At 69.8% G+C, this 20348-nt stretch carries 18 protein-coding genes; 4 read left to right on the top strand and 14 right to left on the bottom strand.

All coding sequences use genetic code 11. From position 1 onward, the window contains the following. Positions 1 to 107: 107 nt before the first annotated feature. Genes J4H85_RS06025 through J4H85_RS06015 form a run of 3 tightly spaced genes read left to right on the top strand, consistent with a single transcriptional unit; the run spans position 108 to position 3168 of the window. Positions 108 to 773 (top strand): response regulator transcription factor, encoded by a 666-nt coding sequence (locus J4H85_RS06025; protein WP_208238200.1) that lies wholly within the window; start codon positions 108 to 110, stop codon positions 771 to 773. After that, positions 770 to 2191 (top strand): HAMP domain-containing sensor histidine kinase, encoded by a 1422-nt coding sequence (locus J4H85_RS06020; protein WP_208237866.1) that lies wholly within the window; start codon positions 770 to 772, stop codon positions 2189 to 2191. The genes J4H85_RS06025 and J4H85_RS06020 overlap by 4 nt, the downstream gene beginning before the upstream one ends. After that, positions 2188 to 3168 carry a TAXI family TRAP transporter solute-binding subunit gene (locus J4H85_RS06015; protein WP_208237865.1) on the top strand — a complete coding sequence of 327 codons (981 nt, stop codon included), beginning with the start codon at positions 2188 to 2190 and terminating at the stop codon, positions 3166 to 3168. Before J4H85_RS06020 ends, J4H85_RS06015 begins: the two co-directional genes overlap by 4 nt. Before the next feature lie 15 nt (positions 3169 to 3183). Here J4H85_RS06015 and J4H85_RS06010 read toward each other — a convergent pair whose 3' ends face one another. The 14 genes from J4H85_RS06010 to betC form a co-directional block, all read right to left on the bottom strand. Then, complete coding sequence (locus J4H85_RS06010) at positions 3184 to 4059, bottom strand: inositol monophosphatase family protein (RefSeq protein WP_208237863.1); 876 nt, start codon at positions 4057 to 4059, stop codon at positions 3184 to 3186. A 79-nt stretch (positions 4060 to 4138) separates the two neighbouring features. Further along, on the bottom strand, positions 4139 to 4921 hold the full coding sequence (locus J4H85_RS06005; protein WP_208237861.1) for an SDR family oxidoreductase: 783 nt from the start codon (positions 4919 to 4921) through the stop codon (positions 4139 to 4141). Further along, the gene (locus tag J4H85_RS06000; RefSeq protein WP_208237859.1) at positions 4921 to 5841 is read right to left on the bottom strand and encodes an ATP-binding cassette domain-containing protein; all 921 of its coding nucleotides are present in this window, start codon (positions 5839 to 5841) and stop codon (positions 4921 to 4923) included. The genes J4H85_RS06005 and J4H85_RS06000 overlap by 1 nt, the downstream gene beginning before the upstream one ends. After that, positions 5838 to 6884, bottom strand: a complete 1047-nt coding sequence (locus tag J4H85_RS05995; protein ID WP_208237857.1) for an ABC transporter permease — start codon at positions 6882 to 6884, stop codon at positions 5838 to 5840. The genes J4H85_RS06000 and J4H85_RS05995 overlap by 4 nt, the downstream gene beginning before the upstream one ends. 2 nt (positions 6885 to 6886) lie before the next feature. After that, positions 6887 to 7903, bottom strand: a complete 1017-nt coding sequence (locus J4H85_RS05990; protein WP_243893508.1) for a substrate-binding domain-containing protein — start codon at positions 7901 to 7903, stop codon at positions 6887 to 6889. A 151-nt stretch (positions 7904 to 8054) separates the two neighbouring features. Beyond that, the gene (locus tag J4H85_RS05985; RefSeq protein ID WP_208237855.1) at positions 8055 to 9062 is read right to left on the bottom strand and encodes a Gfo/Idh/MocA family protein; all 1008 of its coding nucleotides are present in this window, start codon (positions 9060 to 9062) and stop codon (positions 8055 to 8057) included. Then, positions 9059 to 9934 carry a TIM barrel protein gene (locus J4H85_RS05980; protein WP_208237853.1) on the bottom strand — a complete coding sequence of 292 codons (876 nt, stop codon included), beginning with the start codon at positions 9932 to 9934 and terminating at the stop codon, positions 9059 to 9061. The genes J4H85_RS05985 and J4H85_RS05980 overlap by 4 nt, the downstream gene beginning before the upstream one ends. Continuing rightward, positions 9931 to 10998, bottom strand: coding sequence for an NAD(P)-dependent oxidoreductase (locus tag J4H85_RS05975; protein WP_208237851.1), 1068 nt, complete (start codon positions 10996 to 10998; stop codon positions 9931 to 9933). Before J4H85_RS05975 ends, J4H85_RS05980 begins: the two co-directional genes overlap by 4 nt. Continuing rightward, on the bottom strand, positions 10995 to 12251 hold the full coding sequence (locus J4H85_RS05970) for a Gfo/Idh/MocA family protein (RefSeq protein WP_208237850.1): 1257 nt from the start codon (positions 12249 to 12251) through the stop codon (positions 10995 to 10997). Before J4H85_RS05970 ends, J4H85_RS05975 begins: the two co-directional genes overlap by 4 nt. Then, positions 12242 to 13063: an HpcH/HpaI aldolase family protein gene (locus tag J4H85_RS05965; protein WP_307863450.1), complete on the bottom strand. Its 822-nt coding sequence runs from the start codon at positions 13061 to 13063 to the stop codon at positions 12242 to 12244. The genes J4H85_RS05970 and J4H85_RS05965 overlap by 10 nt, the downstream gene beginning before the upstream one ends. Then, positions 13060 to 15036, bottom strand: a complete 1977-nt coding sequence (iolD, locus tag J4H85_RS05960) for a 3D-(3,5/4)-trihydroxycyclohexane-1,2-dione acylhydrolase (decyclizing) (protein WP_208237845.1) — start codon at positions 15034 to 15036, stop codon at positions 13060 to 13062. The genes J4H85_RS05965 and iolD overlap by 4 nt, the downstream gene beginning before the upstream one ends. A 35-nt stretch (positions 15037 to 15071) precedes the next feature. Next, positions 15072 to 16502 (bottom strand): aldehyde dehydrogenase family protein, encoded by a 1431-nt coding sequence (locus tag J4H85_RS05955; protein ID WP_208237843.1) that lies wholly within the window; start codon positions 16500 to 16502, stop codon positions 15072 to 15074. 236 nt (positions 16503 to 16738) lie between these two features. After that, entirely contained in the window at positions 16739 to 17794 is a 1056-nt protein-coding gene (locus tag J4H85_RS05950; protein ID WP_208237841.1) for a LacI family DNA-binding transcriptional regulator, read from the bottom strand. Between the two features lie 37 nt (positions 17795 to 17831). Then, complete coding sequence (gene betC / locus J4H85_RS05945; protein WP_208237839.1) at positions 17832 to 19391, bottom strand: choline-sulfatase; 1560 nt, start codon at positions 19389 to 19391, stop codon at positions 17832 to 17834. A gap of 161 nt (positions 19392 to 19552) precedes the next feature. On the opposite strand from betC, the gene J4H85_RS05940 reads away from it, so the two are divergent. Beyond that, the gene (locus tag J4H85_RS05940) at positions 19553 to 20344 is read left to right on the top strand and encodes a formylglycine-generating enzyme family protein (protein ID WP_208238196.1); all 792 of its coding nucleotides are present in this window, start codon (positions 19553 to 19555) and stop codon (positions 20342 to 20344) included. Positions 20345 to 20348 lie beyond the last annotated feature (4 nt).

Genomic DNA, 20348 nt, shown 5'->3' with positions numbered 1-20348 from the left:
AGCGGGGCTGCGACTCTTAACAGTCTCTTAGGACTACAGGCGATCCTCCCGTCATGCAGTTTCCGCGCACCGCGGACGCGCGCTCGGACGCCGCTACGCTGAGACGCATGGATCTGCTCATCGTCGAGGACGACGACGCGATGGCGGCCGCACTGACGGACGCTTTGCGCGCCGCCGGCCACTCCCCCGTCCGCGTGGAGCGCGGAGCCGACGCGCTGCTGCAGCACCGCGAGGTCGAAATGATCCTGCTCGACCTGGGCCTGCCCGATATGGATGGACTCGAGACGATGCGCAAGCTGCGGCAGATCACCGACGCTCCCGTGATCGTGCTCACCGCGCGGGACGACGAGCGCAGCGTCGTTCGCGGTCTGCGTCTCGGGGCCGACGACTATCTCGTCAAACCGGTCAGGCTCGCCGAGCTGCTCGCGCGCATCGAGTCCGTGGCGAGACGCGTGCGGGCGGCGATCCCCGAGCGCCGCGAGATCGTCGCCGGCGATCTGGCCATCGATCTCGACGGACGCACCGCGCACTTCCGGGGACGGGCGCTCGGTCTGACCGCCAAGGAGTTCGATCTGCTCGCCCTGCTCGCGGCGCGCGCGGGATCCGTCGTTACGCGCGAGCAGATCCTCGATGCACTCTGGGGCGATGCGTTCGCCGCGGTGTCTCGGTCGCTCGACGTGCATCTGAGCGGCCTGCGCGCGAAGCTCAACCGACCCGGATGCATCGTCAACGTCCGCGGCGTCGGATACCGTTTCGACCCGGAAACGCCGTGAGGCTCCGGGTGCTGGGTCTGCTGAGCGCGCTGCTCGCACTGCTCGTCGTTCTCGCCTCGATCACGTTGATGCTCGCTGCGAGTCGCGATGCCACCCGCGAGCTGCAGATCAATCGCGCGGCATCGCTCAATCGGTTCGTCGAACTCGCCGCGGAGGCCGAGTCGAACGGGAGCGCGGATCAGCTCGACGCCGAGATGCGCCGCTACTCCGAGCTCTACGACGAGGGCGTCCTCGTCCGGATCGGCGACCGGTACCTGACCTCGGGCGATCTCGTTCGCGGGGGCGGGGAACTCGATGACACACTCCGGCGCGTCGCGATGAGTCTGCCGCGCACCGAACTGCCGCTCGTGACACCGTGGAGCTCCGCGCACGAGTTCGTCGCCCGACCGTTCGGGACGTCGGGTCAAGTGCTCGGGGCGGTCGTGCTCGAAGTGGACACGGGCGAAGCCCGCGCAGATGTGTTGCAGCGCTGGCTCGTGATCATGGGCGTCGCCGTCGTCTCGGGGACAGTGCTACTGCTGCTCGCCTGGCGTCTCACGCTGTGGATCCTTCGCCCCATCGGAGAACTTCGCGCCGCCGTGCACGACTTCGCGCAGACCGAGCAGGCGCGCGTGCTCGACGAGGCCGGTCCCCCCGAGCTCAGGCAACTGCAGCGCGCCTTCTCCGCCATGTCGACGACGGTGACCGAGAGCCTCGAGCAGCAACGGCAGCTGATCGCGGAGACCTCGCATCAGCTGAGGAATCCGATCGGCGCTCTGCGCCTGCGCATCGACACGCTCGCACTGGTCGGCGATGAGGCTCGCGAGCACGCGCTGCACACCGTCCAACTTGAACTCGCGCGCGTGGAGGACCTGCTCGATGCCGTTCTGCGCGTGGCGAGCGCGGAGCACCGGGCAAGCGAGCGGAACGCGCACGGTCCTACGGACACCGCGGCGATCCTGCTCCTGCCCGTGATCGATCCCGTCGACGTGGTCGCGGAGGAGCTCCAACGACTCGCCCCGCTCATCGCCCACCACGCCGCACCCGTGCGGGTGTCCGGCCCGGATCGCGACGATGTCGCCGTGAGATGCCACCGCTCCGACTTCGGGCAGATCGTCGCCGAACTCATCGAGAACGCACTCAAGTACGCCCCGGGTGCACCGGTCGACATCCGGATCAGCGTAACGGGATCGCGGGCCACCTTCGCCGTGCGAGACCATGGTGCGGGCCTCTCCGCCGACGAACTCGACCGGGCGGGTGCACGTTTCTGGCGCAGCACGAAGCACCGCGCCATAGCCGGCACCGGACTGGGACTCACCATCGTCTCCCGACTCGCCGAAGCGAACGCCGGACGGTTCTCCGTGCGCGCCGCTGACGGAGGCGGACTCGTCGCCGCACTCGAGCTGCCGTGCCGTCCGGAGCACGAGGTACCCGCATGACCGACCCCGCCCACGGAATCCCGATGAGTCGTCGCGGTCTGCTCCGACTCGCGAGTATCGGATCGCTCGGCGCCGCGGCGTCGCTCGGGCTCGCCTCGTGCGTCGCGGCCCCGCCGGCCGCGCGACTCCGTGTCGCCGGTGGAGAGGCAGGCGGCCTGTACGAGGAGTTCGCGACGCTGCTCGCCGACGCGCTGACACGGCACGACGTCTCCGAGCGCTCGGACGCCCTCGGGTCGGAGGCGAGCCGGGAGAACCTCGAGCTGATCGTGTCGGGAGCGGCCGACCTCGGGCTCGCGCTCCTCGACAGCGTCGCCGCTTCCGATGCCGTCGACGCCGGCGAGGTCGTCGCGATCGGACGCATGTACCAGAACTACTTCCACTGCGTCGTCCGCGGCGATGGCCCGGTCCGCGCGCTCTCCGACCTGGCCGGGCGCGTGGTGGCGACGGGTGCTCCCGGGTCGGGAACGCGCCTCACCGGCGAGCGTCTCCTCGCCGCGGCCGGACTCGTCGGCAGCGCGGCTCCGGCCCGCGCGCGGCGCCTCGGTCTGAACGACGGCCTCGATGCTCTCGAACGCGGCGAGGTCGACGCGATGATGATCTCGGGAGGCATCCCGATCCGGAGCATCACGACCGTCAACGACCGTGTGGGACTGCGTCTGCTCGACCTCGCCGACCTGCTGCCGCCGCTCCGCCAGCGGTACCCGGGCCTGTACGAGCACGGAGTCGTCCCGGCGCACACCTACCCCGGCATGGATGCGGTCGGCACGATCGGTGTCGCGAACCTCCTGCTCTGCCGTCCGGACCTCGACGGACGAGTCGTCTCGAGGGTCGTCGAGCTGCTCATCGAGCACGCCGCCGATCTCGTGCCGGAGTCGAGCGCGGGCATCCAATTCCTGAGCCCGGAAACCCTGATCTCGACCGCGGGTCAGCCGCTCCATCCGGCAGCCGCAGAGGCCTACCGCACGTTCCACGGCTAAGGCGATGCACCGGTTTCAGCGTTGCCGGGACATCGGAGCCGAGTCGCGGCCGCTCTGAAAGCGCACGAGCTCGTGGAGGGCGTCGAACCGGGCGCCCGCCACTGTGGCGACGTAGTTGCCGCATCGATGATCCTGCGCCGGGTCGACCCGTTCCCCCGCGAGGTACGCCGTGTACTCGCCTCCGGCGCGACGCAGGATGAACGCGCTCGCCGCGACGTCCCAGGAGTTCGCGCCGAGGTTCAGGACCGCGTCGGCCCACCCCGCTGCGATGGCGCACATCGCGAGCGCACCGCTGCCGATCGATCGCACCGTCCCGTAGGCGTCGGTCACCTCGCGGAACTGCGCCATCGCCGCCTCCGGGGCCCAGATGAGGTCGCGCGGCCACGGGAAGTGCGAGAAGACCGTCGCCCGCGACGGCTCGACCCGCCCGCGCGCGACCAGTCGCAGATCGCCGTTCAGCGTCGCACCGTGCGCGTCGGCCGCGAACATCTGATCGGCGACGGGATCGAACACGACGCCCGCGACGACCGTCCCGTCGAGCTCGGCGCCGATGCAGACGCACCACATGGCGAGCCCCGTCGCGAACGCGGCGGTGCCATCGATGGGGTCGACATGCCAAACGAGCCGGGCGTTCGCATCGCCGAGGAGCCCGAACTCTTCGCCGAGGACCGCGGAGTCGGGATGCCGCTCGAGGAGTACCGCACGAATCGCCTCCTCGCTCGCGCGATCGAACTCGGTCACGAGGTCGTGGTGGTCGGCTTTTTCATGCGCGACGAGATCGGGGCTGCGGAAGCCGCGCATCGCGACGGCGGCGCCCGCCCGCGCCGCGATCTCGGCCGACTGCCTGAGCACCTCGGATGCAGGTGCGAACGGGGGTCCCGATTCGGGCACGAACGACTCCTTCAGAACACGCGATGGGCGGCATCACACCGCGGACGAGCGCGGCGACGCGATGACGCGCCGCCGCCCGTCACTCGTGCGCACCCGGAACGTTCTGATCCCAGTCGATGATCGATCCGGTCACGACCCCGCTCCGATCGCTCAACAGGAACACTACCGCGTCGGCGATCTCATCGGGCCTGCCGAGCTTGCCCATCGGCTGCGCGGCCTCGGCGCGTGCGAGCCAGTCGTCGTCCGCCCCGTGGAAGCGCTGCTGCGTCACCGACTCCCCCGGAGTCGCCGTCCACCCGATGTTGAGTCCGTTGATGCGGATCCGGTCGAACCGGTGCGCGAACGCCGCATTCTTCGTGAGTCCGGCGAGGCCGGCCTTCGCCGCGACGTACGGAGCCAGGTAGGGCTGGCCGCCGTGCATCGACATTGAGAGGATGTTCACGATCGTGCCTGGCGCACCGCGATCGCGCATATTCGTGACGGCAGCCTGCATCGTCATGAACGGGGCGACCAGGTTGACCGAGAGATGCTCGTCGAGCAGCGCGCGCGTCGTGTCGAGCAGGGATCCCCGCGATGTCGCACCGGCGGCGTTCACCAGGCTGTCGACCCGGCCGAACCGAGCGATCGTCTCGGCGACGACGCGTTCGGCCTCCCCGGGCACGCCCACATCGGCGACGACGCCGTGCGCGACCGCGCCAAGCGCCTCGATGCGGGCGAGCGCATCAGGAAGCTTCGACTCGGATCGTCCGACGATGACGACGCCGGCGGCCCCCTCGCGAGCGGCGGCCTCGGCGACTGCGAGGCCGAGACCCTGGGTGCCCGCGGTGACGAGCACGACCCGATCGGTCAACAGGGGTCGCATCAGCGCTCGTCCTCCTCCAGGTCGCGCAGGTCCACGACTTCCGTGACGGACACCCGCCCCACGCCCGCCGTGCCGTCCTGTTCGATGTCGTCGCGCACCGCGCGCACCTCCGAGACGTCCGCCCCCGAGTCGCGCAATTCGTGCACCAGCTGCTCGAGCTCGGCGCCACCCGCCATCAGACCGGTCAATTCCTCCAGCGTGATGTCCGACTTCTCGTGATACCCGATGTTCTGTCCGCGCTTCAGCAGCAGGAACCGGTTGCCCACCGGATACGCGTGGTGCGGGTTGTGCGTGATGAAGATCACGCCCAGACCGCGGTCGCGCGCCTGGATGATGTACTTCAGCACGACACCCGACTGCTTCACCCCGAGCGCGGCCGTCGGTTCGTCGAGGATCAGCACCTTCGCGCCGAAATACACCGCGCGCGCGATCGCGACGCACTGGCGCTCGCCGCCGGACAGCGTGCCGATGGGCTGCTCGACATCGCGCAGGTCGATGCCCATGTCGAGCAGTTCCTGCTTGGCGGTCCGCTTCATGAAGGCGACGTCGAGCCGCTTGAACGGCCCCCACCCCTTCGTGATCTCGGATCCCAGGAAGAAGTTGCGCCAGACCGGCATGAGCGGCGCGACCGCGAGATCCTGATACACCGTCGCGATGCCGTGGTTCAGGGCCTCTCGCGGTGAACCGAGTTTCACCGGGGCGCCCTCGATCTCGAACACCCCGTCATCGTGCTGGTGCAGGCCGGCGATGATCTTGATGAGCGTGGACTTGCCCGCTCCGTTGTCGCCGAGCACGCACATGACCTCGCCGGCCCCGACCTTCAAGCTGACGTCTCGGAGGGCGATGATGTTGCCGTAGCGCTTGCCGGCCTCGCGCAGTTCGACCAGCGGCTTCGTCGTCGTCTCAGTGGTGGCGTTCATTTCCTGCCTCCCTTCGCGGCGCGGCGCTGCAACCAAAAGTTCAGCACGGTCGCGCCCAGCAGCATGGCGCCGAGGAAGAATCGGAGCCAGTCGGGATTCCATTCCGCGTACACGACGCCCTTCAGCGCCATGCCGTAGATCAGGGCGCCGATGGCGCCACCGATCGCCGATCCGTAGCCGCCGGTGAGCAGGCAGCCGCCGACGACCGCCGCGATGATGTAGAGGAACTCGTTGCCGATGCCCTCGCCCGACTGGACGGTCTTGAAGGCGAAGAGGTTGTGCATGCCGAGCAGCCATGCGCAGAACCCGACGCCCATGAACAGGCCGATCTTGGTGCGGGCGACCGGTACCCCGACCGCTCGAGCGGCTTCGGGCGCTCCGCCGGCGGCGAAGATCCAGTTTCCGACCCGCGTCCGGCGGAGCATCCACGTGGCGATGATGACGAGCAGGATCCAGTAGAAAACCGTGATCTTGACGTTGACTCCGAACACCGGGATGTCGGAGGCGAAGACCGCCTCCGCCGATTCGAACCCGGCCCACTGCTGGATCGAGGGCGATGCGACGCCTCCGGTGATCATGCGCGTCAGGCCGAGGTTGAGACCCGTCAGCATGAAGAACGTCGACAGTGTCACGATGAAGCTCGCGAGTTTCGTCTTCATCAGCAACCAGCCGTTCAGTGCCCCGACACCGAGCGAGAAGACGAGACCGACGACCACGCCGACCCACACGTTCGTGCCGAACCAGTAGACGAACAGCGACGCCGCGAGGGCGCTCGAGATCACGCCGACACCGGTGGAGAGATCGAACTCTCCACCGATCATCAGGAGCGAGACCCCGAGCGCCATGATGCCGACCGTGGACGCTCCGTAGAGCGTCGTCGCGAGCGAACTCGGCTGGGTGAACTGAGGTGCAGCGATGGCGAAGAGCACGAAGACGACGATCGCCGCCGCTGTCGCGCCCGCCTCGGGCTTCGTGAAGAACTTCGTGAAGAGGTTGCCCGTGGCGACGCGCTCGTCACCCTTCGGAACAGTTGCGGTCGGCATGCTCAGCCCTCGTCCTCGACGCTCTCGTCGTCGCCGCCCTCGAACTGCGCGGCGACCGAGTCCAGGTTCTCCGCGTTGACGACCGTCGGTCCGGTGAGTACGGCCTGACCACCGCCGAGCACGTACCCGCCATCGTGGTAGAGACGCACGGCCTCAGTGCTGGAGAACCCCTGCATGTACGGCTGCTGATCGATGCCGAACACCATGGATCCGTCCTGGATCGCCGAGAAGACTTCGGAGTTCAGGTCGGTGGTGGCGAGGACCGCGTCGCTGCCGGCGTCGGCGATCGAATCGGCGGCGGTCACGGCGAACGGTGCCCCGAGCGTCAGCACCCCATCGATGCTGCTGTCGGTCTGCAGCTTCGAGGTGATCGTCGAGGCGACGTTCGTCATGTCGGTGCCCTGCACGTACAGCACTTCGGACTCCCCCTCGAAGGTATCGGCGAGACCTTCGCAGCGGGACTCGAGTCCGACATGGCCCTGCTCCTGGATCACGCAGATGACGTTCGACTGGCCGCCCTCGTTGAACTGCTCGCCGGCTGCCTGGCCGGCGATGAACTCGTTCTGGCCGAAGTGGGCCAGCACACCGAGATCCTTGTACTGCTCCTCGCCGGCGTTGATGCTGAAGACCGGGATGCCCGAGTCGATCGCTGCCGAGACGGCTCCGGACATGGCGTCGGCCTTGGCGAGCGTCACGACGATCCCGTCGACGCCCTGGTCGACGGCCTGCTCGACGAGCTGCGCCTGACGTGCGCCATCGGGGTCCGAGCTGTAGAGGAGTTCGAGGTTGTTGCGCTCCGCGGCGTCCTCGGCACCCGACCGGATCGTGTCCCAGAAGGTATCTCCCGGGGCCGCGTGCGTGACGAGCGCGACCTTCAGCGGGTCGAGATCTTCGGCGGCGTCGCCTCCGGCGCCTGCGCCGGCCGGACCCCCGCTGCATCCCGCGAGCACCAGCGCCGCCGCAGCAGCGGTTCCGGCCAGACCGATCGTGGTCCAGCGCCCCATACGTGACTTGATCATGGTTTCACTCCATTGTGTGTTAAATGAACGAATGTCGTTACAAAGTGTTCGTTCCGGGTTGAGTATTGCACACCTTGGTCGGAAGAGCACGCCCCTCGCGAGAGAAAGCATAACGAGGGGGCAACGATGGCAGACTTCGGCCCGTGCGCGATCAAGCCCCGAGGGTGCCTTCGCGACGCGGCAGACCGCAGGCGAGATACAGCTCGTCGATGCGCGCGGCGACGCGACGAGAGCGTTGGAGTTCGACTTCCGAGCGTGCACCGCTGCGCACGTGCCCGCGGATCGCTTCGAGTTGGTACCGGTACGACGAGACCGTGCCGAGCCGTTCTTCCCGGGTCGCGCCCTCGACGGTCACGATGACCCGATCGTCGTCGAAGGGCCGCACGAAGCCCGGGGCGGTGACGCTGCCGCGATCCCCCTCGAGATGCAGGGAGAAATCCCATCCGTCGGCGACCATGCTCGTACCGACCGAAACCGGCACGCGTCCGATCGCGTACTCGGCGAGGACCGCGGCGTCCACGCGCGGATCGCCGTCGGCCACGCGCGCTTCGGCGGCCACGAGCTGCGGGTCCGCGCCGAGCACCTCGCCGATCGCACCGAGCGCGTGGAGGGCGTAGCAGCCGAGATCCATCACCGCACCGCCGGCAAGCGCGAAGCTCCATCGCGGATCGTCGGGTGGTGGCGCCGGCATCTCCATGCGGATCCGCACGTCACGCGGCTCGCCGATCTCGCCGGATCCCACGATCTCGAGGAACCTCCGGGTGACCGGGTGGTGGGCGTGATGGAACGCCTCCCACGCCCACCCGTCGGCGACGCGCATCCGCTCGAACACCCGATCGAACTCCGCGAGGTTCGCGGCGAACGGCTTCTCCGTGAGCACGTGACGGCCGGCATCGAGCGCGGCGACCGTCCACTCGGCGTGCATGGCGTTCGGCAGACCGATGTAGACGAGATCGAGTCGATCGTCCGCGACGAGCTCCGCGTACCCGCCCGCGGCCCGCTCGTAGTCGTGCTCGACCGCGTATGCCGCTGCGCGCGCCGGGTCACGAGCGGCGACCACCGCACGCCGGTCGCCGGTCTCGCGACTCGCGTCGGTGATCGCGCGCTCGGCGATGCGCGAAGCCCCGAGCAGTCCGATGCGGAGCGGTGCATCCGTCATCGCCCGACCTCGCGCCTGATGAGCTCGACGCCGATGCGGGCATCTGCGAGGGCTCGTGCGGCGTCGGCTTCCGACTCGAGCACGGTGTCCTGCTCGAGCACGTACCACCCCGCGTATCCGACCCTGCGCAGGGCCGCGATGATCTCCGCAACCCGTGCGTCGCCCGCGCCGAGCGGACGGTACATGCCCTGGCGCACGCCCTCCCGATAGCTGATCTCGCCGGACTGCACCCGGTCGGCGATGGCGCTCGACACGTCTTTCAGGTGCACGTGCGTGACGCGGTCGGCGTGGGCTTCGACGAACGCGAGCGGATCCCCGCCGCCGATCGTGAGGTGACCGGTGTCGAGGCAGAACCCGATCCGCGATCGATCGACGACCCGCCGCACCTCGGCCGGTGCCTCCACCACGGTCCCGAGGTGCGGGTGCAGCGTCGCCACGACGCCGACCCGTTCGGCTGCGACGAGCGCCCGATCGAGATTCGCGATGAGCGTGTCCCACTCGTCGTCGCCGAGTTGCGGCTTCTGCTCGTAGCCCGCTGCTCCCGTGATCGCCGAGAGCACGAGTACTCCCGCCTCGGCTGCGACGTACGCCTCGAGTTCTCGTTCGATCGCGGGGAGCGGGTCGGCGTCTCGGTCGTGCAGCACGGTCGGGAAAAACCCGCCGACCGCCGTGAGTCCGACGTCGTCGAGCACGCGGGCGCGTTCGACGGGCTCAGCCGGCAGGAACCCCTCAGGGCCGAACTCGGTCGCCTGGACGCCGAGTTCGACCATCTCGCGCAGGACACGGTCGGGCGGAAGCTGCACACCCCAGTCGGGAACCTCGATGACGCCCCAGGAGATCGGGGCGGCGGCGATGCGCGGTGCTGAGATCATGTGTGTTCTCCGGTCTGCGGCTCGGACGCCGGCGTCTGCGGTGGGGGTGTGTGTCGATGCGGGGGTGTGTGTCGATGCGGGGGTGTGTGTCGATGCGGGGGTGTGTGTCGATGCGGGGGTGTGTGTCGATGCGGTGGTGCCGCCGGGGCGACGGCGGCGGGCGCACGCCCGTGGAGCACGGCACGCACCGACTCCGCGGCCAGGCGCATGGTCTCGACGAGCGCTCGTTCGGAGAGTCCGGTGGTGTGCGGGCTGAACATCACCCCGGGGTGACCGACGAGCGGGTGGGTGTCGATCGCCGCCGCCGTCACGGGCTCGGTGTCGAAGACATCGAGCCCGACGCCACCCAGCGTGCCGTCGGCGAGCGCACGTGCGAGGGTCTCCGTGCGCACGAGGCTCGCTCGCGCACAGTTGACGAGCACGAGTCCCGGCCGCGCCGCCGCGAGCAGATCGGGCGTCACGAGTTCGCCTCCGTCGCCGGGGAGATGGAGCGTGATCGCGTCCGCGCGGCGAACGGCGTCGTCGAGACTCACGTTCTCGTGCGTTTCGGCCTGCACGAACGGGTCGTGCACGAGCACCTCCATGCCGAACGCCGCGGCGAACCCGGCGACGATGCGGCCGATGCGGCCGTACCCGATGACTGCGAGTGTCGCGCCGAACAGGTCGCCTGGCGTCGGCGCTGCGGCGATTCCCCACCGACCGCCCACCACGTGGGCGTGCGACTCCCCCATCCGCTTGATGAGCGACGCGAGCATCGTGAACGCGCCTTCGGCGACGGCCCGGGCGTTACTGCCCGGGGTGATCGTCACGGGGATCCCGCGCTCCGCCGCCGCGCCCAGGTCGATGCGGTCCACCCCGACCCCCGTCCGAGCGAGCACGCGGAGCGCGGGCATGCGGTCGAGCAGGGTCCGATCCACATCGACCGCGGCGCGTACGATGGCTCCCTCGGCGATCGCGAAATCCTCGGGAGTGGGGTCGGGGACGAACCTTACGGACGGCCCGAGCACCGGCACCACGAGCTCGGGATCGACCGGTCCCAGCCCGACGACGACCCGCGGGGTCACCCTGCGCTGCTCTCCGCGGACCGAGCGGACGATGCGGCCCCCGCCGACGTCGTGCCGGTCACGGCCGGCACGCGTTCCCACATCCGCTGTTCGGCTGAACGCTCGGCGGCGCTCACCACCTCGTTCGCCGAGAGCGCGTCGCGCAGGTTCGAGTTGTGCTCCTCGCGCCCCACCACGGCGAGGAGGAATTTCCGGGCCTCGATGACCTTCAGGTCGTCGTACCCCATGGAGGTGCCCGCGCCCGGCTGGAACCGTGCGAAGTCGCCCATGCCGTGCCGAGCCATGACGCGGCGGTATCCCTGATCAGCCTCTCCGAGTCCGCCCGAGAGGTGCAACTCGTTGAGTCGCTCGAAGTCCCAGTGGGCCGACCCGTTCGTGCCGTAGATCTCGATGCCGTAGCTCGCCCGTGGTCCGACGGCCACGCGGGAGGCCTCGAGGGTGCCGACCGCGCCGGCGGCGACGGCGTCGTCCCGGAAGCGCACGAGCAGCGCCGCGTAGTCCTCGTTCTCGACCGGCTTCATCTCGCCGTCTTCGACGAGGGCGAAGTGCGTGCCGGTGCCCATGGGCAGTTCGGGCCGTTCGGTGTAGACGGTGGAGGTCACCGCACTCACTTCCGCGACGGGGCCGAGCGTGTATTGGACGAGATCCACGAGGTGACCCATGAGGTCGCCGAGCACACCTGACCCCGCGAGCTCCCGCACGAAGCGCCACGACAGTGCTCCTCTGGGGTCGGACGAGTAGTCGGCGAACATGTGCCCGCGCACGTTGGTGATGCGACCGAGCTTCCCGGAGGCGATGAGGTCGCGCAGATACTCGACTGCCGGTGCGTGCCGGTAGTTGAAGCCGATCGACGTGACGACTCCCGCCGCATCGACGGCGTCCGACACGGCACGCGTCTCGTCCGCGCCGCGGCCGACGGGCTTCTCGATCCAGAAGTGCTTGCCCGCGCGCGCCGCGGCGATGCCGATCTCGGCATGCAGGAAGTTCGGGGCGCAGATCGACACGACATCGACTTCTGGATCGTCCAACACCTCGCGGTAGTCCGCCGACGCGCGATCGTACCCGAGGACCTCGACCGCCTCTCGAGCGCGCGCCTCAGCTGGATCGGCCGCGTGGACGAGCCTCGGGCGCACCCCGAGATCGGGGTACGCGAATCGCAGGTTGGTGTAGGCGCGGGTGTGCAGCTGGCCCATCCAGCCGACGCTGATGAGGCCGACGCCGAGGGTCGTGGTGCCGTCGTCGTTCACGTGCATGGGGGTATCTCGCTCTCTCGGGGGGTCGTCGGGAAGGGTGGTCGATGCGGCGTCGCGGCACGCACCGATTGCGCGAGCAGGGTCGCATCCGACCCGATCGCGATGAAGCGGAATCCGCGGGCGAGCGCGGCCTCCGCCGCGGCTCGATCGTTCACGAGGATCCCGGCGCACGTGCCGTGCGCGGTGCAGGCGCTGACCACGCGGTCGAGCACCTCCTGGTACACGGGGGCGTCGAACTGACGCGGCACCCCGAGCGCGGAACTGAGGTCTTGCGGCCCCACGAACAGCACGTCCGCGCCATCGGTCGCGGCGATCGCCTCGATGTCGTCGACGGCCGCGCGGGTCTCGATCTGCACGATGCCGATGACCTGCGCGTCGGCACGGTCGAGGGCGCCGGTGTCGAGCGTCCAGCGGGCGGCGCGGTTGTAGCTCGCCACGCCGCGGTCGCCCATCGGCGGATACAGCTGGTGCGTACGCGCCTCGGCGGCCTCGGTGGCACTCGTGATGCGCGGAATCATCACACCCGCCGCGCCGGCGTCCAGCACCCGGCCGATGCGGATCCGCTCCGACTGCTCGACGCGCACGAGCGCAGCGACCCCGTAGGCGCCGGTCGCGGCGGTGATGGCGCCGACCTGCTCCTCGTCGCCGCCGCCGTGCTCGAGGTCGACGAGCACCCAGTCGAGACCGGCTGCCGCGCAGACCTCGGCGGCGGTCACCGAGCCGAGCCCGAGGAACGTCCCGACCGTCGCCTCGCCGGCGTGGATACGGGCGCGCAGCGCGCGACCCGCATCGAGCGGCCCTGACGCGCTCACCCGTGCCACCGCTGACGCGCGAGCCCGGCGCGGTACTCGTCGAGTCTGCCGTTCGCCTCGGTATCGGGGTCGACGGAGACCTCGGCAGGCGAGACGTCCCACCAGAGCTCCGATCCGGGCAGATCGGCGTGCGGGATCGTCGGCACGACGATCACCACGGGGCCGCGCGCGTCACGCGTCTCCGCGAGCGCGGCGCGCACGTCCGCTGCAGTTTTCGGCGCGCGCACTTCGGCGCCGAGACCGCGGGCGATCTGCGCGAGGTCGATGCCGAGGTAGTCGCCGTCGAGTCGACCGAGCATCGTGGCGAGGACGCCCGATGCGTGCGATGCGGCACCGTCGCTCGGTTCGCGGTGCCGGAACTCGTTGCCGAAGTGCTCCCCGGTGCGCCACATCTGCAGTCGTCGGATCACCTGGTACCCGTGGTTCTCCGAGACCACCACCGTGAACGCGATCCCTTCTTGCACCGCCGTCACGATCTCGGTCGGCGCCATGACGAAGGTGCCGTCGCCGATGAACGCGGTAACCCGGTGCGCCTCGTTGGTGTCGGCGAGACGCGCTCCCATCGCCGCCGGGATCTCGTACCCCATGCATGAGAAGCCGAACTCGAGGTGCGCGTGTCGCGCGCCAGTCGCATCCCAGACCTTCTGCAGGTCGCCGGGGGGCCCGCCGGCCGCCGCGACGATGGTGTCGCCCGCCCGAGCGTGCTCCTGCAGCAGGCCGATGAGCTGCCCCTGCGTGAGCACGGCGTCGGTCTCGGGGAATTCGGGATGCTCCTCTGTCGCGAACCGCACATCGGGGTCGAGCGCCGCCGACCGCGTGGCGGACCAGCGGGATCGCGCGTCGGAGACGCGTAGGGCCCAGTTCTCGGTCACCCGGTAGTCGGCGAGCTCGTCCGAGAGTGCCGCGATGCCGAGCCTCGCATCTGCGAGCGCCGCGATCGCCCCCTGTTTGACGGCATCGTGCTCGACGATGTTGATCGAGGCGAAGCGCACGTGCTCGTTCTCGAAGATGGACTGGGATCCCGTCGCGAAATCGGTGAGTCGCGTTCCGATGTGGACGATGAGGTCGGCCTGCGCGACGAGCCGGTTCGTCTCCGGGGAGCCCTCGAGCCCGATCCCGTCCACGCGGAACGGGCCGTCCTCCGTCACCGCGCCCTTGCCACCGAAGGTCTCGGCGATGGGCAGCCCCGTCGCGCGCCCGAGATCCGTCAGGTGTTGCTGCGCATCGGAGTAGATCACGCCGCCGCCCGCGATCACCAGAGGATGCTCCGCCTCCCTGATGAGCGCCGCGATGCGGGAGATCTCCCCCGCATCCGGCACACGACGCCGGATGGGCCAGTCGCGCTCGATGAAGAGCTCCTCAGGGTAGTCGTACGCGTGCGACTGCACGTCCTGGGGCAGCGAGAGCACCACCGCACCCGTCTCCTCGGGGTTGGCGAGTACGCGGAACGCCTGCGGCAGCGCCGTGAGCAGTTGCTCGGGTCGCGTGATCCGGTCGAAGAAGCGGGAGATGGGCCGGAAGGCGTCGTTCACGGTCACATCGGGTGTACCCGGCAGATCGAGCTGCTGCAGCACCGGGCCCTGCCGCCTCGTCGCGTAGGTGTCGCCGGGCAGCAGCAGCAGCGGGACCCGGTTGACGGTCGCGAGCGCGGCTGCCGTCACCAGGTTCGTCGATCCCGGGCCGATCGACGCCGTCACCGCCAGCGTCTGCCGGCGTTTCGATGCCTTCGCGAATCCGGTCGCGAGATGTCCGAGCGACTGCTCGTTGCGTCCCTGGACGAACGGCAACCGGTCGTGGTGCTGTGCGAGGGCCTGACCGATGCCCGCGACGTTGCCGTGCCCGAAGATGCCGAGCGCGGCAGGCACGAATCGGCGCCGCTCGCCGTCCGCGACGGTGTACTGCGCGGCGATGTACCGCACGACGGCCTGCGCCGCCGTGAGCCGGACCGTGCGGCCCGAGGTTCCGTGCACCATGTGTGCTCCTCTGCAAAGTGGTGGGTGGAGGTGGTTCAGCTGTGCAGCACGACGGTCTTGACCTCGGTCATTTCGGCGACCGCAGAGCGCACGCCTTCCTTTCCGTACCCGCTCGCCTTGAGTCCGCCGTACGGCATGAGGTCGGCGCGCCACAGCGGCGTCCACCCCAGGTGCACGCTGCCGGCCTCGATCTCGCGCATGGCGCGGATGCCCTCGGCGAGTGTGCCCCCGAAGACACCGGCGGCCAGGCCGTACGGAGTGCCGTTCGCGGCCGCGATCGCTGCGTCGAACGAGTCGACCGTCGTGACCGATACCGCCGGGCCGAAGAGCTCCTCCTGCGCGAACGGTTGACGGGTATCGACGTTCGTCAGCACGGCGGGACTCACGAACCCGCCGCTCCGTTCCCCTCCGACGAGCAGTCGGGATCCGTCGTCGACCGCGCGAGCGATGCTGCGCTCCACGCGCTGCGCCTCGTGCTCGGAGATGAGCGGTCCGAGCGTCGTGCCGTCGGCCAAGGGGTCTCCCGAGCGGATCGCTGCGACCTTCGGCAGCAGTGCGTCGAGGAAGTCCGCTTCGATCGTGTGGTGGGCGATCACCCGCTGCACCGAGATGCACACCTGCCCGGCATTCACGTACCCTCCTGCGGCCACTGCCGACGCCGCCCGCTCGAGGTCGGCGCCCGGCAGGATCACCGTCGGCGAGGAGGCGCCGAGTTCGAGCGACAGCTTCTTCACACCGGCGATGGCGGCGATGCGTTCGCCGACGGCGGTGGATCCGGTGAACGAGATCTTGCGCACCCTGGGGTCGCTCACGAGCACGTCGCCGAGCGTGCCGCCCGGCCCGGTCACCACGGAGAGGACGCCCTCGGGCACACCGGCGTCGACGAGCACTTTCGCGAGCATCAGGGCGGTCAGCGGGGTCGCGCCTGCCGGCTTCAGCACGACCGCGTTGCCCGCCGCGATCGCCGGGGCGACCTTGTGCAGCACGAGCAGCGCCGGATAGTTGAACGGAGTGATCGCGACGATGACGCCGACCGGCTGTCGCAGGGTGAAGCCCACCTTGTCCTGTCCCGTGCCCGGGTTGGCGTCGAGCGGGAGGCCCTCGCCGTACAACTGCGTTCCTTCGCTCGCGGCCAAGCGGAGCAACGCGCCTGATCGGCGCGCCTCACCGGTTGCTTCTGCGAGGGGTTTGCCGTTCTCGAGCGAGATGGTGCGGGCGATGTCTTCGGCCCGGAGCTCGGCGATCTCGGCAGCGCGGAACAGGATCGCCGCCCGCTCGTGCGCCGGAGTGCGCGACCAGATCGCCGCGCCGCGCTGGGCGGCCGAAAGCGCCGACTTCGCGTCGGCCTCCGTGGCCACCGCGACCTCCCCGACCACGCTGCCGTCGAACGGCGAATGGACGGCGGCGGTCTCACCCGTGGAGGCGGGGCGCCACTCCCCGCCGATGAGTAGGTCGAACTTCGTCATTCGGGCTCCTCCTTGAGCTGTTCCCGATCGCAACTTGGACCGGTCCAAACTTTACGCCCGGTGCGTCGCGGAGTCAACCCCGCGCACCCGAGCCCCGTGAACTCCCGCGAGCCCCGCAACCCCCCGCGAGTGAACGCAATGTGTTTTCGAATCCCCGCTTGAGCAACGAATCGCGTTCACTCGAGAGCAGGAACTCCCCCATCGCGTTCAGTCAAGGAAGGCAACTCCCGAACCCCTCAGAGGTGCCGCGCCACGCCCACCTGCCCGCCGCCCGACGAGTCGCGCACCACGAGCCGCGGGGCCACGAGCATCTCGCTGGGCTCGGCGAACGGGCCTGCGGCGTCGAGCAGGGCGTCGGCGGCGGTCTCGCCGATCCTGCGGTTGTCGGGGTCCACGCTCGTCAGGGAGATCCGCGGGATGGCGGAGAGCGAGGTGTCGTCGTACCCCGTCACCCGGCACTCCTGCGGCACGCGCACGCCCGCCTCCTCGAGACCCGCCATCGCGCCCATCGCCGCGAGGTCGTTGACCGCGACCACGGCCTCGGGGATCCGGCCGCCCTCGACCAGCTCGCGCGCAGCGCGACGCCCGGATTCCTCCGTGAAGTCGGCGCGGATCACCCGCACCAGGTCGGCGAGGCCGTGACGCGTCATCCCCTCCCGGTACGCCCGCTCGCGAGCGGCGGAGACGTCTCCGCCATCGCCGCCGACGAACGCGATTTCGCGGAGCCCCTCTGCGACGAGGTGGTCGAGCACGAGTTCGACGCCCGCGAAGTCGTCGCTGCGCACGACGAACACCGACCCTCCCGCGCGCTCGGTCGCGCTCGCGACGACCGTCGGCAGCGTCCCCGTGAGGTCCGCGAGATCGTTCAGGTCCGGGATCGTGCCGATCGCGAGGATCGCCGACGGGCGCAGACCGTGGAGCACGTCGAGGTTCTCGCGATCCAGCATCGGCTCGCCGTCCGGCCCCTCCGTGACCGCGCTGAGGATCATGGTGCGCCGCCCCGCGGCGCTCAGCCGGGCACGCGCTGCACCGAGGATCTCGGCGAACAGCGGATTGCTGAGGTTCGACATGAGCACCGCGATGAAGTCGGGCTTGCGCGCGGCCAGCGACTTGGCGACGAGGTTCGGGCGATACCCGAGCTGTTCCGCAGCCCGCAGCACCCGCTCGCGCCGCTCCGGGCCGACGTTGTCCCCGCCGTTGAACACCAGCGACACCAGCGACTTCGAGACCCCCGCCTCACGGGCGACATCGCGGATCGTGGGCGCGCGTCCGGCGCTCTGCTCGGTGCTCATGCGCCGCTCCTCCCGCCGTCGTCGTGCAGAGGACAGCCTATCGAGACCTCTCGGTGGCGTCGCCTGATCTGGGCTCATCGGGGAGCCTGCCGCGTTCCAGTGCGTCCCAGAAGTCGCCCCGTACATACCGCTGCTCAGGGTCGGGGTCGAAGTCCCAGTGCCGCGCGCGACCGGTCTGCAGCGCCGCCGCGACGAGCCGTCTGCGCGCCTGACTGTGCGAGACAGCGGACTCGAGTGCGTCGACGTCGTATCGCGCTGCGAGCGCGGATTTGAGCGCTGCGAGCGCATCGGCGTGCGCGGCGTCGGCGGCGACGTTGGTGAGCTCATCCGGATCCCGATCGAGGTCGAAGAGCTGATCGGGATCTCCGTGGCACACCACGAGCTTGTGCGAGCCGCTGACGAGCGTCAGCTGCGGCTGATGGGTCCCCTCCGCGAGATACTCGATCACCACCTGCCTCGCCCGCACGTCCGCTGCGCCGCGAGCTTCGTTACGAGCGACCCTGAGGAGGGAGTCGCCCGGAGCGGCCCCGTCGGCGTCGGCACCGCCGAGGTCGAGCAGGGTGGGCAGAAGGTCGAGCAGGCTGACCGGCGCGACGAAGCGCCCGCGGGGCACGAGATGCTCAGGGCCGTGCACGATGAGCGGCACCCGCGCCGACTGCTCGTAGGGCGACATCTTGTACCAGAGCCCTTTCTCACCCAGCATGTCGCCGTGGTCGCTCGTCACGATGACGACGGTGTCCTCCGCGAGGCCCAGCTCGGCGAGCCGATCGCGGATCCGCCCCACGTGATCGTCGATGTAGCTCACGGCTGCGTAGTAGGCGCGACGCGCGCGCTCCACATCACTGGCCGACGGTTCGCGCAGGTCGAACCCGCTCATGGCTCGGAGCCGATGGGTGTGGGGATCCTGCACGGCATCCGGTGCGTCCGGATGCGTCGGTGGCGGAATGTCGACCCCGTCAAAGCGATCCCAGTGCTCGCGCGGCGGCTCGTAAGGATCATGGGGGTGGATGAACGAGGTCACCATGAGGAACGGGATCTCCTCCCCCTCCCACCGGTTCGCACGGGCGCGGTCGTTCAGATGGCGGAGCGCGCGGAAGCCCACTTCATCGTCGAAGTCCTGCTGCACCGTGGCCAGGGAGACGCCCGCGGTGAAGACCGAATCGGCGTCGTGATACCACTGCAGTCGGTCGGAGAGCGGCCGCCGCCAGTCGGGGACCATGTCGAGGTCGGCCGGGTAGACATCGGTGGTCAGGCGCTCCTCGAAGCCGTGATGCTGGTCGGGGCCGATGAAGTGCATGCGCCCGATGAGTGCCGTGTGGTACCCGGCCGCTCGGAGGTGGTGCGCGAACGTCGGCGTGGAGGCGGGGAAGTCGTCGCCGTTGTCGAAGCACTCGATGTCGGACGGCATGCGGCCGGTCATCATCGAGGCCCGAGAAGGCGCGCACAGCGGCGTGTTGCAGTACGCGCGGTCGAACACCGCGCCCTCTGCGGCGAGCGCGTCGATGTGCGGCGTCTGCGCCGCCTCGTCTCCGTAAGCTCCGAGTACCTGCGCCGCCATTTGGTCGGCCTGGATCACGACGATGTTCGGCGGTCTCATAGACTCTCGGTACCTTTCATTACGACGATCTGGGGGTGCGGGTGGTGAGTGCGTGCTGCGGGCCGGATCGGACGGCGGAGCCGCCCCCGACGGGTGGCCGCGGGACGATCCGACGATCCGACCTCGAAGCGCTCGCCGCAGGTGCGCCGCGGGACCTGCGGATGGTGGGCTTGGCCGGAGGGGCGTTCCGCATGGGATCCGAGGAACCCGCGGCATATGCTGCCGACCGGGAGGGACCAGTGCGACCGGTGTGGGTCGCACCGTTCGCGATCGCGGCGACGACCGTGACGAACGCGGAGTTCGCCGTCTTCGTCGCAGCTACGGGGTACCGCACCGACGCCGAGCGTCACGGTGACTCGCTCGTCTTCGCCGGCAGGCTCACGGAGCGCACGCGCGCGGGTTCGCCCCGTGTCGCGGATGCCCCCTGGTGGTGCCGGGTCGCCGGCGCGCACTGGTTCTCCCCGGAGGGACCGGGCGCCTCGGTCGCGGATCGCGCCGATCATCCGGTGACCCACGTGTCGCACCGCGATGCGCAGGCCTACGCTTCCTGGGCGGGCTGCCGACTGCCCACCGAACCGGAGTGGGAGTTCGCCGCCAGGGGCGGTCTGGAGCAGCAGCCGTTCCCCTGGGGATCCGTGCGCGAGCCGGGAGGCGTCCCGCGCATGAACACGTTCCCGGGGCGATTCCCCGATGCACCGTCGGCACCCGTCGGCACCACCCGGGTCACGGCGTTCCCCCCGAACGCCTTCGGCCTGCACCAGATGACGGGGAACGTCTGGGAGTGGTCCGCCGACGCCTTCAGTCCCGCGGATCAGCGCCCCGTCATGCGCGGCGGCTCGTACCTCTGCCACGACTCCTACTGCCGCCGCTACCGGACCTCCGCCCGGACTGCCGCGACGGCAGACACCTCGCTCGGGCACACCGGGTTCCGGCTCGCCGTCGACACCGGGTGACGGC

This window comes from Leucobacter tardus (assembly GCF_017583045.1).
In the GTDB taxonomy this organism is placed as follows: Bacteria; Actinomycetota; Actinomycetes; order Actinomycetales; family Microbacteriaceae; genus Leucobacter; species Leucobacter tardus.
Note: the sequence above shows the minus strand (reverse complement) of the source record. Positions and strands in the feature narration are given on the sequence as shown.